This is a genomic window from Serratia sp. 22278 (assembly GCF_052045405.1).
In the GTDB taxonomy this organism is placed as follows: domain Bacteria; phylum Pseudomonadota; class Gammaproteobacteria; order Enterobacterales; family Enterobacteriaceae; genus Serratia; species Serratia marcescens.
Genome location: NZ_JBQEOW010000008.1, coordinates 1 through 13267, shown reverse-complemented (window position 1 = coordinate 13267; position 13267 = coordinate 1). Strand labels below are relative to the sequence as shown.

General features: G+C 60.8%; 10 protein-coding genes. 8 read left to right on the top strand and 2 right to left on the bottom strand.

The window, feature by feature from the left end; all coding sequences use genetic code 11:
* The first annotated feature begins 56 nt into the window (after window positions 1–56).
* From mprA to emrB, 4 genes are read left to right on the top strand one after another with little or no spacing between them, the layout of a single operon-like run.
* On the top strand, window positions 57–575 hold the full coding sequence (mprA, locus tag ACTJJ6_RS15540; protein ID WP_004928879.1) for a transcriptional repressor MprA: 519 nt from the start codon (window positions 57–59) through the stop codon (window positions 573–575).
* A 28-nt stretch (window positions 576–603) separates the two neighbouring features.
* Entirely contained in the window at window positions 604–2055 is a 1452-nt protein-coding gene (locus ACTJJ6_RS15535; protein ID WP_028127520.1) for an efflux transporter outer membrane subunit, read from the top strand.
* A 23-nt stretch (window positions 2056–2078) separates the two neighbouring features.
* Entirely contained in the window at window positions 2079–3251 is a 1173-nt protein-coding gene (gene emrA, locus ACTJJ6_RS15530) for a multidrug efflux MFS transporter periplasmic adaptor subunit EmrA (RefSeq protein ID WP_016929855.1), read from the top strand.
* Window positions 3252–3268: 17 nt separating this feature from the next.
* Window positions 3269–4807, top strand: a complete 1539-nt coding sequence (emrB, locus tag ACTJJ6_RS15525) for a multidrug efflux MFS transporter permease subunit EmrB (protein WP_016929856.1) — start codon at window positions 3269–3271, stop codon at window positions 4805–4807.
* A 59-nt stretch (window positions 4808–4866) separates the two neighbouring features.
* On the opposite strand, the gene ACTJJ6_RS15520 is transcribed toward emrB, so the two are convergent.
* Window positions 4867–5955, bottom strand: coding sequence for a tRNA/rRNA methyltransferase (locus ACTJJ6_RS15520; RefSeq protein ID WP_004928870.1), 1089 nt, complete (start codon window positions 5953–5955; stop codon window positions 4867–4869).
* A 207-nt stretch (window positions 5956–6162) separates the two neighbouring features.
* On the opposite strand from ACTJJ6_RS15520, the gene trxC reads away from it, so the two are divergent.
* The 4 genes from trxC (at window position 6163) to pssA (ending at window position 11591) form a co-directional block, all read left to right on the top strand.
* Entirely contained in the window at window positions 6163–6582 is a 420-nt protein-coding gene (gene trxC, locus ACTJJ6_RS15515) for a thioredoxin TrxC (protein ID WP_004928868.1), read from the top strand.
* Between the two features lie 114 nt (window positions 6583–6696).
* Window positions 6697–7392 carry a tRNA-uridine aminocarboxypropyltransferase gene (locus ACTJJ6_RS15510; protein ID WP_274851687.1) on the top strand — a complete coding sequence of 232 codons (696 nt, stop codon included), beginning with the start codon at window positions 6697–6699 and terminating at the stop codon, window positions 7390–7392.
* A gap of 42 nt (window positions 7393–7434) precedes the next feature.
* Entirely contained in the window at window positions 7435–10083 is a 2649-nt protein-coding gene (locus ACTJJ6_RS15505; protein WP_440803353.1) for a bifunctional acetate--CoA ligase family protein/GNAT family N-acetyltransferase, read from the top strand.
* Window positions 10084–10235: 152 nt separating this feature from the next.
* Window positions 10236–11591 (top strand): CDP-diacylglycerol--serine O-phosphatidyltransferase, encoded by a 1356-nt coding sequence (gene pssA, locus ACTJJ6_RS15500; protein ID WP_049278561.1) that lies wholly within the window; start codon window positions 10236–10238, stop codon window positions 11589–11591.
* 36 nt (window positions 11592–11627) lie between these two features.
* On the opposite strand, the gene ACTJJ6_RS15495 is transcribed toward pssA, so the two are convergent.
* Complete coding sequence (locus ACTJJ6_RS15495) at window positions 11628–12938, bottom strand: MFS family transporter (protein WP_033632262.1); 1311 nt, start codon at window positions 12936–12938, stop codon at window positions 11628–11630.
* Window positions 12939–13267: the final 329 nt, after the last annotated feature.

Below are 13267 nucleotides of genomic sequence, written 5' to 3'. Positions count from 1 at the left end.
TACATTATTTGTCACCGTCGTTACTATCTCGAACGAAATTAATGAGGCCCTAAATTATGGAAAGCTCGTTTGCCCCTATAGAACAAATGCTGAATTTCCGCGCCACGCGGCAGAAAGATTTCCCTTATCAGGAAATCCTGCTGACCCGCCTGTGCATGCACATGCAAGGCAAGCTGCTGGAAAACCGCAATAAGATGCTCAAAGCGCAGGGGATTAACGAAACACTGTTTATGGCGCTGATTACCCTGGATGCGCAGGAAAGCCACAGCATCCAACCTTCTGAGCTAAGCTCTGCCTTAGGCTCCTCGCGCACCAATGCGACCCGCATAGCCGACGAGCTGGAAAAACGCGGCTGGATCGAGCGCCGGGAAAGCGACAACGATCGCCGCTGCCTGCATCTGCACCTGACGCCGCAGGGGGAAGAATTTCTCAGTCAACTGCTGCCGCCGCAGCATCAATGTCTGCATTTCCTGTGGTCCACATTGACCGACGATGAGCAAAAACAGCTGGAACAGCTGACGCGCAAATTGCTGGCACGTCTGGATCAAATGGAAATCACAGAACAGTTACCCTAATTCACAATTTCTGTTCAGGTACCTACTTATGCGATCCCCATTTCACTGGAGATTCACCCCGCTGTTCGCCGTGTTACTGCTGGCCGGGTGTGCTTCGACCGATAATATTGCCCCGCAATCCACGCTGATGGATCCGCAGAGCCTGCAGTTGGCTCAGCCGAAAGTCAGTTCGCTGGCCGTCAGCCCGCAGTGGTGGCGCGCCCTCAAGGATCCGCAGTTGGATACCCTGATGACGCAGACGCTGCAAAGCTCGCCGACCCTGCGTCAAGCCGCCGCCCGCGTGCGCGAAGCACAGAGCGTGGTGGGTGAAGCCAGCGCCGCCAACGGGCCGAACCTGGATCTGAACGCCAGCACCCAGCGCCAGCGCGTGCCGCAAAACGTCAATATGGGGCTGGGGTATCCGCATAAGCCGATCTACGAAAGCTCCAACTCGCTGGGGTTGAACCTGGCGTACGAGTTCGACTGGTGGGGCAAATACCGCAACCAGGTGAACGCCGCCAAGGCGCAGGTCAACGCCGCGCGCGCCGAGCAGGAACAGGCGGCGCTGACGCTGACCAGCTCGGTGGCGTCCGCCTACTACCAGCTGCAGAGCAATCTGGCGCTCGAGAAGCTGCTGCAGCAGGAAGTAAACAACAATGAGCGCCTGACCGCGCTGCGCCAACAGCGCTATCAGGCCGGGCTGACCGGCGTCGATGTGCCGCAACAGACCCAGGCGCAGTCCGACGTCGCCAAGCAGCAGATCCTGCAGCTGCAGTCGCAAATCGAACAGCTCAGACACCAGCTTGCCGCGTTGGCGGGCCAGGGGCCGAACGCCATGCAGCACCTGCGTCAGGTGCCGTTGCCCGCAGACAACCTGATGGCGCCGCAGGGCGAGCTGACGGCGGATCTGCTGGGTAAACGTCCGGACATCGCCGCGCAACGCCAGCTGGTGGAATCTTACAGCCAGCGCGTCAGCGCCGCGCGTAAAGAGTTTTATCCCAGCCTGACCATTTCAGCCTTCGCCGGCCTGATGACCACCAATACCAGTGGCACCAGCCCGAATCTGTTTGAAGCGGCCAGCCAGGCCTGGAACGTGATGCCGGCGATCTCGCTGCCGATCTTCCACGCCGGGGCCCTGCGCAGCAAGCTGGGCGAGGAATCCGCGCTGTATGACGAAGCGGTGGAATCCTACAACCAAACCATCCTGAATGCGGTACAGGAAACCGCCGACGCCATCACCATCCAGCAGAGTTCTGCGCAGCAGCAACTGCAGGCGGCGTCCGCGGCCCAGTCGATGCAACAGGTGTATCAGGTCGCCAACGCCCGTTACCAGGCAGGGATTATCGGGCGCGACGATCTGTTGACCAGCCAGACGCAGCTATTGCAGCAGCAACAGGCGGAGTTGAATGCCAGCAGCAATTTACTGCAGGCGAAGATAGGACTGATCCGCGCGTTGGGCGGTGGCTATCAGGCCCCGGCCGCAGCGGATTCGAAAGCATAATAATATAAGGCTTGGAGAACACCATGAGCGCAAGCGCGGAAACCCAAAACCCGCAGCAGCCGAGCGGCAAAAAGAAGCAGCGCAAATTTTGGCTGCTGTTGCTGACGGTTATTTTCATTGTTATAGGGGTGGCTTATTTAGTGTATTGGTTCCTGGTGCTGCGTCATCACCAGGAAACCGACGACGCCTACGTCTCCGGCAACCAGGTGCAGATCATGGCCCAGGTGTCCGGCAGCGTGAACAGCGTCAACTTCGACAACACCGACTACGTCAAGCAGGGCGACGTGCTGCTGACGCTCGATCCGACCGATGCCGAGCAGGCGTTTGAACGCGCCAAAACCGGCCTGGCCAACAGCGTGCGTCAGACCCACCAGCTGATCATCAACAGCAAGCAGTATCAGGCCAACATCGCCCTGCGCAAGACCGATCTGAGCAAGGCCGAGAACGATCTGAAACGCCGCGTAGTGCTGGGCAGCGTTGACGCCATCGGCCGCGAAGAGCTGCAACACGCTCGCGATGCGGTCGACAGCGCCAAAGCCGCGCTGGAAGTGGCGGTACAGCAATACAACGCCAACCAGGCGATGGTGCTGAACACCCCGCTGGAACAGCAGCCGGCGATCCAACAGGCCGCCGCGCAGATGCGCGACGCCTGGCTGGCGCTGCAGCGTACCAAAGTGATCAGCCCGATTACCGGCTATGTCTCGCGCCGCAGCGTGCAGGTCGGCGCGCAGATCGCCGCCGGTTCGCCGCTGATGGCGGTGGTGCCGGCCGATCACATCTGGGTTGACGCCAACTTCAAGGAAACCCAGATCGCCAACATGCGCATCGGCCAGCCGGCGACGGTGGTCAGCGACGTCTACGGCGACGACGTGGTGTATCAAGGCAAAGTGGTCGGTATCGACATGGGCACCGGCAGCGCCTTCTCGCTGCTGCCGGCCCAGAACGCCACCGGTAACTGGATCAAGGTGGTGCAACGTCTGCCGGTGCGTATTGAGCTCGACGCCAAGCAGGTGGCCGATCATCCGCTGCGCATCGGTCTTTCGACGCTGGTGACCGTCGACACCGCCAATCTGGACGGCCGCGTGTTGTCTGACGTGGTGCGCGACAAACCGCTGTACCAGAGCGACGCGCTGGCGTTGAATCTGGCGCCGGTTAACCAGCTGATCGCCGACGTGATCCATGCGAACGCCGGCTAAGCGCGCGGGAGGCCATCTTGCCACAGAAACCGCTTGAAGGCGCCCAGCTTGCCTGGATGACGGTCGCGCTCGCCATGGCGACCTTCATGCAGGTGCTGGACTCCACCATCGCCAACGTGGCGATCCCCACCATTGCCGGTAACCTCGGGTCTTCCAACTCGCAGGGGACCTGGGTGATCACCTCGTTCGGCGTGGCGAACGCCATCTCGATCCCGATCACCGGCTGGCTGGCGAAGCGCATCGGCGAAGTGCGGCTGTTCCTCTGGTCCACCGCGCTGTTCGTCCTCGCTTCCTGGCTGTGCGGCATCTCCAACAGCCTCGGCATGCTGATCTTCTTCCGCGTGATCCAGGGCGTGGTGGCCGGCCCGCTGATCCCGCTGTCGCAGAGCCTGTTGCTGAATAACTACCCGCCCGCCAAGCGAGCGATGGCCCTGGCGCTCTGGTCGATGACCGTTATCGTCGCGCCGATCTTCGGGCCGATCCTCGGCGGTTACATCAGCGACAACTACCATTGGGGTTGGATCTTCTTCATCAACATCCCGATCGGCGCCTTCGTTATCATGGCGGCGATGGCGACGCTGAAGGGGCGAGAAACCAAAACCGAGATCAAACCGATCGACACGGTTGGACTGGTGCTGCTGATCGTCGGCATCGGTTCGCTGCAGGTGATGCTCGATCAGGGCAAGGAGCTGGACTGGTTCAACTCGACCGAGATCATCACCCTGACCGTCGTGGCGGTGGTGGCGCTGTTGTTCCTGGTGGTTTGGGAGCTGACGGACGACCATCCGGTGGTGGATCTGTCGCTGTTCAAATCGCGCAACTTCACCATCGGCTGCCTGTGCATCAGCCTGGCGTACATGCTGTACTTCGGCGCCATCGTGCTGTTGCCGCAGCTGTTGCAAGAGGTGTACGGCTATACCGCCACCTGGGCGGGGCTGGCGTCGGCGCCGGTCGGGCTGATCCCGGTGCTGCTGTCGCCGATCATCGGCAAGTTCGGCAACCGGCTCGACATGCGCCGGCTGGTGACCTTCAGCTTCATCATGTATGCCGTGTGCTTCTACTGGCGCGCCTATACGTTTGAACCGGGCATGGACTTCGGCGCTTCCGCCTGGCCGCAGTTCGTCCAGGGCTTCGCCATCGCCTGCTTCTTCATGCCGTTGACCACCATCACGCTGTCCGGCCTGCCGCCGGAGCGTATGGCGGCGGCATCGAGCCTGTCGAACTTCACGCGAACGCTGGCGGGTTCGATCGGTACCTCGATCACCACCACCCTGTGGACGCAGCGCGAATCGCAGCACCATTCGCAGCTGACGGAGTTCGTCAACCCGTACAACCCGCAGTCGCAGGAGATGTACCACCAGCTGGAGCAGCTAGGCATGAGCAAGCAGCAGGCGTCGGCGTACATCGCCAACGAGATCACCGCGCAGGGCCTGATCATCTCCGCCAACGAAATCTTCTGGCTGTCGGCCGGGGTGTTCCTGGTGCTGCTGGTGCTGGTGTGGGTGGCGAAACCGCCGTTCAGCTCCGGCGGCGGTGGGGGCGGCGGCGCGCACTAAGCTGCAATAAACGAAACGGGCGCCCTGGGGCGCCCGTTTTTTTTATCCGACGTAGAAAATTACGCCTGATTCTGACGCCACCAGTCCGCCAGCAGAATGCCGGTCGCCACGGAAACGTTCAGGCTTTCCACCTTGCCGGTGCCGCCGATAGACACGTTCATGTCACCCTGCTGCCAGGCGCTGTCGCTCAGACCGTCGCGTTCCTGCCCCAGCACCAGCACCATCTTGGCCGGCAGCTTGGCCTGCGCCAGCGCGGTGCCTTTGTGGCTCGAGGTCGTGACGATGGTGTAACCCGCCTTGCGGAAGGTATCCAGCACCGACAGGAAATCGTCAGCGTTGATCGCCTTGATATGCTCCGCCCCGCCTTCTGCGGTGCGCACCGCCGCGCCGGATTCCAGCAGCGCCGGATCCTGCAGCAGCACGCCGTTGACGCCGAAGTGGGCGCACGAACGGACGATGGCGCCCAGGTTGTGCGGGTTGCCCACTTCCTCCAGCGCCAGCACGCAGTCGGTCGCCGGTGCGGTTTTCAGGTAGGTCTGCGCATCCAGGCCCTGACGTTTTTTGATCAGGAAGCAAACGCCGCCGTGGTGCTCGGTGCCGGAAGCCTTGGCCAGTTCTTCTTCATCCACCACGTGGTAAGCTTTGCGGTTAGCCGCCATCCAGCGCAGCGCTTCGCGGAAGCGCGGGGTGACCGACTGCACGAACCAGGCGCGCACAATCGCTTCCGGACGGCTGGCGAACAGCGCCTGACAGGCGTTTTCACCGTAAACGCGGGTTTCTTCCGCGCGCTGGCGGCGCAGTTGCTCAGGATCGATGAAGCTTTTGCCGCTGATGCCGCCATGATCGAACGCCGGCTCTTCATTCGGCGCGCGCGAGACGGTTCTCCACGGCGACTCATTGCCACCGCGATCTTCAGAGCGCGCCGGACGGCGAGGACGATCGCTTTCACTGCGGCGGGAGTCGGCGCCGCGGCGATCGTTGCCGCCGCGCGCCTTGTCTTGACCGGTGCGGCCCGATCGCGCACCGTCAGCCGGACGGCCTTTGCCGGCCGGACGTTTATTCTTGTTACGGTCGTCGCCGTTGTCGTCGTCACTGCGGACGTACATCACTTTGACTTTACCGTTCTTGCCACTAAATGAATCGTTCATTGTCTTCTCCACCAACGCGCAGGGCGCGAAGATTACCTGATGTTGGTGCACGAAGCCACCAACTTGCGCTAAAAGCTCCCAACTATCACATCCATTGAACAAACCTCATTGTTCACGCGCCGGGTTTTGCCGATAATTGTCAGCATTAAAGAAACATCTCCGCAACCGCGTTGCGGGGACCATGCTTTCTCTGTACCCGAGGTCAACATGAATACAGTTTGTGCAGCTTGCAATGCCACCAACCGCGTGCCGGAAGAACGTCTGGCGGACAACGCGAAATGCGGCCGCTGCGGCCATGAGCTCTTCGACGGTGAAGTGATCAACGCCACCGCCGCCACGCTGGACCAGTTGCTGCAGGACGATCTGCCGGTCGTGGTCGATTTCTGGGCGCCGTGGTGCGGCCCGTGCCGCAGCTTTGCACCGATCTTTGAAGACGTGGCCGAAGAGCGCGCCGGCAAAGTGCGCTTCGTGAAAGTGAACACCGAAGCCGAGCCGGAGCTGAGCGCCCGTTTCCGCATCCGCAGCATCCCGACCATCATGGTGTTCCGTCAGGGCAAAATGGTCGACATGCTCAACGGCGCGATGCCGAAAGCGCCGTTTGACAACTGGCTCAACGAGTTAGTGTGATTCGGCAAGTATAGGCCGTATCCCGCCATTGCGCGCGAACGCGCCCCGATCGAGCCCGCCCCTCCCGGCGGGCTTTTTTCTGCGTTACAATAGCGGTTTTTCCCCAGGATCGTTATGACCGACAACGCCGTACTTCGCCTGCGCCAATTCCGTTTAGACCGCGCCACCCGCCCTTTTTTGGCGCGCGGTTGCCGGGTGGCGCGTTGTCAGGGTTGCCTGCTGCCGCATAAAAACTGCCTGTGCGACACCATTCGCCCACAGCAGGCCGGCAGCCGTTTCTGCCTGATCATGTTCGGCGCCGAGCCGCTCAAGCCCAGCAACACCGGCCGCCTGATCGCCGATATCCTGCCGGACACCCAGGCGTTCCTCTGGTCGCGTACCGAGGTCGAGCCCGCCCTGCTGGCGGCCATCAACGATCCCACCCGGCAGCCTTATGTGGTGTTCCCCGCGTCCTACGCCGACGCCGAACGGCCGGTGTTCAGCGCGCTGCCCGTCGGCGGCAAACCGCCGCTGTTCATCATGCTGGACGGCACCTGGGCGGAGGCGCGCAAAATGTTCCGTAAAAGCCCGTATCTCAATCAATTCCCGGTGTTTTCCCTCAACGTCGACGCCGCATCGGACTACCAACTGCGCGAAGCCAGCCGCGCCGAGCAACACTGCACGGCGGAAGTGGCCGCCGCCCTGCTGCAACAGGCGGGCGATCTGCCGGCCGCCGAAGGGTTGAATCAGCATTTTCGCTATTTCCGCCAACAGTATCTGGCGGGAAAACCGACCCGGCCGGAGGCATCGGTCACAGCAATGCAGCCATAAAGCGCCTAAAATCAGGCGTAACGTTGCCAAAAGGAGCCGTGCATGAGCCAGCGAGGGTTAGAAGCGCTACTACGTCCCAAATCGATCGCCGTTCTGGGCGCTTCGCAGCAGCCGGGCCGCGCCGGCAACCTGATGATGAGCAACCTGCTGGCCGGCGGTTTCGGCGGCCCCATCTTGCCGGTGACGCCGCGCTACAAGGCGGTATGCGGCGTCATGGCCTACCCCGACGTCGCCAGCCTGCCGTTGACGCCGGATCTGGCGATCATCTGCACTCACGCCAAGCGCAATCTGGCGCTGCTCGACGCGCTGGGGCAGCGCGGCTGCAAAACCGCCATCGTGCTCTCTTCACCGCCAGAACAGTTCGCCGAGCTGAAAGCCTGCACGCAGCGCTACGCCATGCGGCTGTTGGGCCCCAACAGCCTGGGATTACTGGCGCCGTGGCAAGGTATCAACGCCAGCTTCTCGCCGGTGCCGATCCAAAAAGGCAAGCTGGCGTTTATCTCGCAGTCCGCCGCCGTCGCCAACACCATTCTCGACTGGGCGCAGCAGCGCGAAGTCGGCTTCTCTTACTTCATCGCGCTGGGCGACAGCCTGGATATCGACGTCGACGACCTGCTCGACTTTTTGGCGCGCGACAGCAAAACCAGCGCCATCCTGCTGTATCTGGAAAACATCAGCGACGCACGGCGCTTTCTCTCCGCCTCGCGCAGCGCCTCACGCAACAAGCCCATTCTGGTGATCAAAAGCGGCCGCAGCCAACAGGCGCAATTACTGCTCAACAGCCAGCAGGGGCTGGACGCCGCCTACGACGCCGCCATCCAGCGAGCCGGCCTGCTGCGCGTGCAGGATACCCATGAGCTGTTCTCCGCGGTGGAAACCCTCAGCCATATGCATCCGCTGCGCGGCGAGCGGCTGATGATCGTCAGCAACGGGGCGGCGCCGGCGGCAATGGCGCTGGACGAGCTGCTCGGGCGCAACGGCAAGCTGGCAACGCTGAACGATGAGAGCCTGGCGAAGCTGAGCGATGCGCTGCCGGATTTCATTCGCGCCGGCAACCCGCTCGATCTGCGCGACGACGCCACGCCGCAGCGCTACCTGGCGGCTCTCGAAGCGCTGCTCGACAGCCACGACTATGACGCGCTGCTGCTGATCCATGCGCCGAGCGCGGCGGCGCCGGGCACCGCCACGGCGCAGCGGCTGATCGACGCGCTGCACCGGCATGCGCGCGGCAAACGCATCACCTTGCTGACCAACTGGTGCGGCGAATACTCTTCTCAAGAGGCGCGCCGGCTGTTTACCGAGGCCGCCATACCCACCTACCGCACGCCGGAAGGCGCTGTGACCGCTTTTATGCATATGGTGGAATACCGCCGCAACCAGAAGCAGCTGAAAGAGACCCCGGCGCTGCCGGTCGGCCTGACCGCCAATACCGCCGACGCTCACCGCCTGATCCATCAGGCGCTGGCCGAAGGCGCCACCCAGTTGGATACCCACGAGGTGCAATCCATTCTGCAGGCTTATGACCTGAGCACCCTGCCGACCTGGATCGCCGAAGACAGCGCCGAAGCGGTACATATCGCCGAACAGATCGGCTACCCGGTAGCGCTGAAGCTCCGTTCGCCAGATATCCCGCACAAGTCAGAAGTTCAGGGCGTCATGCTCTACCTGCGCACCGCGACCGAAGTGCAGCGCGCGGCGGAGGCGATCCTCGACCGCGTGAAGCGCACCTACCCTCAGGCGCGCATCCACGGCTTGCTGGTGCAGAGCATGGCCAACCGCGCCGGCGCCCAGGAGCTGCGCATCGCGGTGGAGCAGGATGCGATTTTCGGCCCGCTGATCATGCTGGGTGAAGGCGGTGTGGAATGGCGCCAGGAAAATCAGGTGGCGGTCGCGCTGCCGCCGCTGAACATGGCGCTGGCGCGTTATCTGGTGCTGCAGGCGGTGAAAGGCGGCAAGATCCGCGGGCGCAGCGCGCTGCGGCCTTTAGATATCCCTGGACTAAGCCGCTTGCTGGTGCAGGTCTCCAACCTGATCCTCGACTGCCCGGAGATCGCCCGGCTGGATATTCACCCGGTGTTGGCCTCCGGCAGCGAATTCACTCTGCTGGACGTTTCGATGCAGCTCGCGCCGTTCAGCGGCGATCCGCAGGCGCGGCTGGCGATCCGCCCTTATCCGCATGAGCTGGAAGAGACCATCGCGTTGAAAGACGGCAGCCAATGCCTGTTCCGCCCGATCCTGCCGGAAGACGAGCCGGCGCTGAAGCATTTCATCGATCGGGTGACCAAGGAAGACCTCTATTATCGCTACTTCAGCGAGATCAATGAGTTTACCCATGACGATTTGGCCAACATGACGCAGATCGACTACGATCGAGAAATGGCCTTTGTGGCGGTGCGCGCAGACGAGATCATCGGCGTGACCCGCGCGCTGTCCGATCCGGACAACACCGACGCCGAATTCGCCGTGCTGGTGCGTTCCGACCTCAAAGGACTGGGCCTGGGCCGTCAGTTGCTGGAGAAAATGATCGCCTATGCGCGCGCTCATGGCCTGACCCGTCTGAGCGGCATCACCATGCCGAATAACCGCGGCATGATCGCACTGGCGCAGCGGCTGGGCTTTGGCATTGAGGTGCAGCTTGAGGACGGCATCGTCAATCTGACGCTGCCGCTGCAGGCCGCCGACGCGCAGTGACCTGCGTCGCAATGCGCTACGAATCCATCACTTAACGCCAAAACATACGCACAATCGGGGCAACTAATGGTATTATCGCCCGATTATTCGGTTTATTGTTTTTATGCCTGTGGCGTTCTGGCCATCAATCATGAGAGAAGAAACGCACTGTGATGTTGTCAAAATTTAAACGTAGCAAACATCAACAACACCTTGCACAACTGCCCAAACTCCCCCAGACGGTTGCTGATGTTCGTACGTTGTACGCGCCGTCCGATTTTCGCACCACGCTGCTGAGCGCCATCGCCAACGCCACCCAACGCATCTATCTGGTGGCCCTGTATCTGGAGCATGACGACGCCGGGCGCGAGATCCTCAACGCGCTGTATCAAGCCAAACAGCGGCGGCCCGAGCTGGAAATCTGCGTACTGGTCGACTGGCACCGCGCACAGCGTGGGCGCATCGGCGCCGCCGCCGCCAATACCAACGCCGACTGGTACTGCGCCATGGCCAGCCAACATCCGGAACAGTCGGTGCCGATCTACGGCGTGCCGGTCAATACCCGCGAAGCGTTAGGCGTACTGCACCTGAAAGGCTTTGTGGTCGACGATACCGCGATCTACAGCGGCGCCAGCATCAACGACGTTTATCTGCATCAGCATGAGAAATACCGTTACGATCGCTATCAGCTGATCACCAACGGCGTGCTGGCCGATACCTTGATCGATTACATCAAGCAGCATCTGCTCACCGCCGGCGCCGTACAGCGCCTCGATCGCAGCGATCGGCCGAAAAGCCCGGAGATCAAAAACGAGACCCGTCTGTTCCGTTTCGCCCTGCGCCGCGCCGGTTACCACTTCCGCGGCAAGGCCGGCAACGATGAGCTGGCGGTGACGCCGCTGGTTGGGCTTGGCAAGCAAAGCGTGCTGAATAAAACCATTCATCACCTGATGTCGTGCGCCGACCAGAAACTGACGCTCTGTACCCCCTACTTCAACCTGCCGGCGCTGCTGGTGCGCAACATCATTTATCTGCTGCGCCAGGGCAAACAGGTGGAGATCATTGTCGGCGACAAGACCGCCAACGATTTCTATATTCCGGAAGACCAGCCGTTCAAAATCATCGGCGCGCTGCCCTACCTGTACGAGATCAACCTGCGCCGCTTCCTGAGCCGCTTGCAGCGTTATATCGATACCGGGCAGTTGATCGTGCGTCTGTGGAAGGATGGCGATAACAGCTATCACCTGAAAGGCATGTGGGTAGACGAAGAGTGGCAGCTGATTACCGGCAATAATCTCAACCCGCGCGCCTGGCGGCTGGATCTGGAAAATGCCATTCTGATCCACGATCCCAAACAAGAGATGCGCGAACAGCGGCAAAAAGAGCTGGCGTGCATCCGCACCCACACCACCGTGGTCGGCCACTATCAGGAGCTGCAAAGCATTCAGCAGTATCCGATCAAGGTGCGCAAGCTGATTCGCCGTCTGCGGCGTATCCGCATCGATCGGCTGATTAGCCGTATCCTGTAAGCGATACTCTGACCCCGGCCAAGGCCGGGGTTTTTATTACAGCTGTATCTCCTTCCCTTTGCGATGCAACCGAAGCGAAACCAGCAACGCCAGCAGGCACATGCCGGAAACGTACCAGAAGAAGGCATTCTCCACGCCGAATGATTTAAGCGACAACGCGACATATTCCGCCGAACCGCCGAACAGAGCATTCGCCACCGCATAAGACAAGCCTACCCCTAACGCGCGTACCTCCGGCGGGAACATCTCGGCTTTAAGCAGCCCGCTGATCGCGGTGTAAAAGCTGACAACGAACAACGCCAACACGATCAGACCGAACGCCATAAAGGGGTTGGTCACCTCTTTCAAGGCAAACAGGATCGGCACCGTCAACACCGTGGCGAAGGCTGAGAAGATCAGCATCGAGCTGCGACGGCCGATTTTGTCCGAAAACGCGCCTACCGCCGGCTGCAGCAGCATAAAGACGAATAGCGCAACGGTCATGATGGCGCTGGCCAGCTTGGCGTCCATACCGGCGGTGTTCACCAGGTATTTCTGCATGTAGGTGGTGAAGGTGTAGAAGGTCAGTGAACCGGCGGCGGTAAAGCCCAGCACCATCAGGAACGCCTTGCGATTTTTCCACAGCCCCGTCAGCGAACCGGCATCTTTGTGGTTACGCGTCTTCGCATCGGAGGTTTCATTCAGCGAGCGGCGCAGGTACAGCGCCACCACCGCCAACACGGCCCCCAAGGCAAACGGAATACGCCATCCCCAGGCTTTCAGCTCTTCGGCGGGCAATATCTGCTGCAAGATCACCAAGACCAGCAGCGCCAACAGTTGCCCGCCAATCAGCGTCACGTACTGGAACGATGCGTAGAAGCCACGCCGCCCCTTGATTGCCACCTCGCTCATATAGGTGGCGCTGGTGCCATACTCGCCGCCCACCGACAACCCCTGGAACAACCGAGCGATCAGCAGCAGCGCCGGGGCCCAACTGCCGATCGATTCATACGTCGGCAGGCAGGCGATCACCAGCGATCCGGCGCACATCATGCAGACTGAAAGCAGCATTGAGTTTTTTCGGCCATGCTTGTCGGCAATATAGCCGAACAGCCAACCGCCGATAGGTCGCATAAAGAAGCCGGCGGCGAAAACACCGGCGGTTTGCAGCAGCTGCGTGGTGCTGTTGCCCGCTGGAAAGAACGAGGCGGCAAAATAAATGGAACAGAAGGAGTAAACGTAAAAATCAAACCACTCCACCAGATTGCCTGATGAAGCCCCGACGATAGCGAAAATGCGTTTCTTGTTATCCAGCGCCCCCTGTTCGACGCCGTGCTCATCCCCAAGAGCCGAGGTTGTTTCTGTCATGATATTTTCTCCGAGCCATAGCAATGATGAAATTCGGCGTCCTGCCGCCCTGGTTGTTACTTTATTGTTATTTATAAGTTAACAGCCAAACTTAATAGCGGACGAAGAATATCTGCCATTCAGAGAAACAATGCGTTGGTTTTGTGATGAATATTAAACAGTACGATGAAAGTTGAAGCGGATTACAACGGGGATTTTCCTTTTTACGCATAGCAAAAAGCCCTGAACGTCAGTTCAGGGCTTTCGGCTTTGTTTGATGCCTGGCAGTGTCCTACTCTCGCATGGGGAGACCCCACACTACCATCGGCGCTACGGCGTTTCACTTCTGA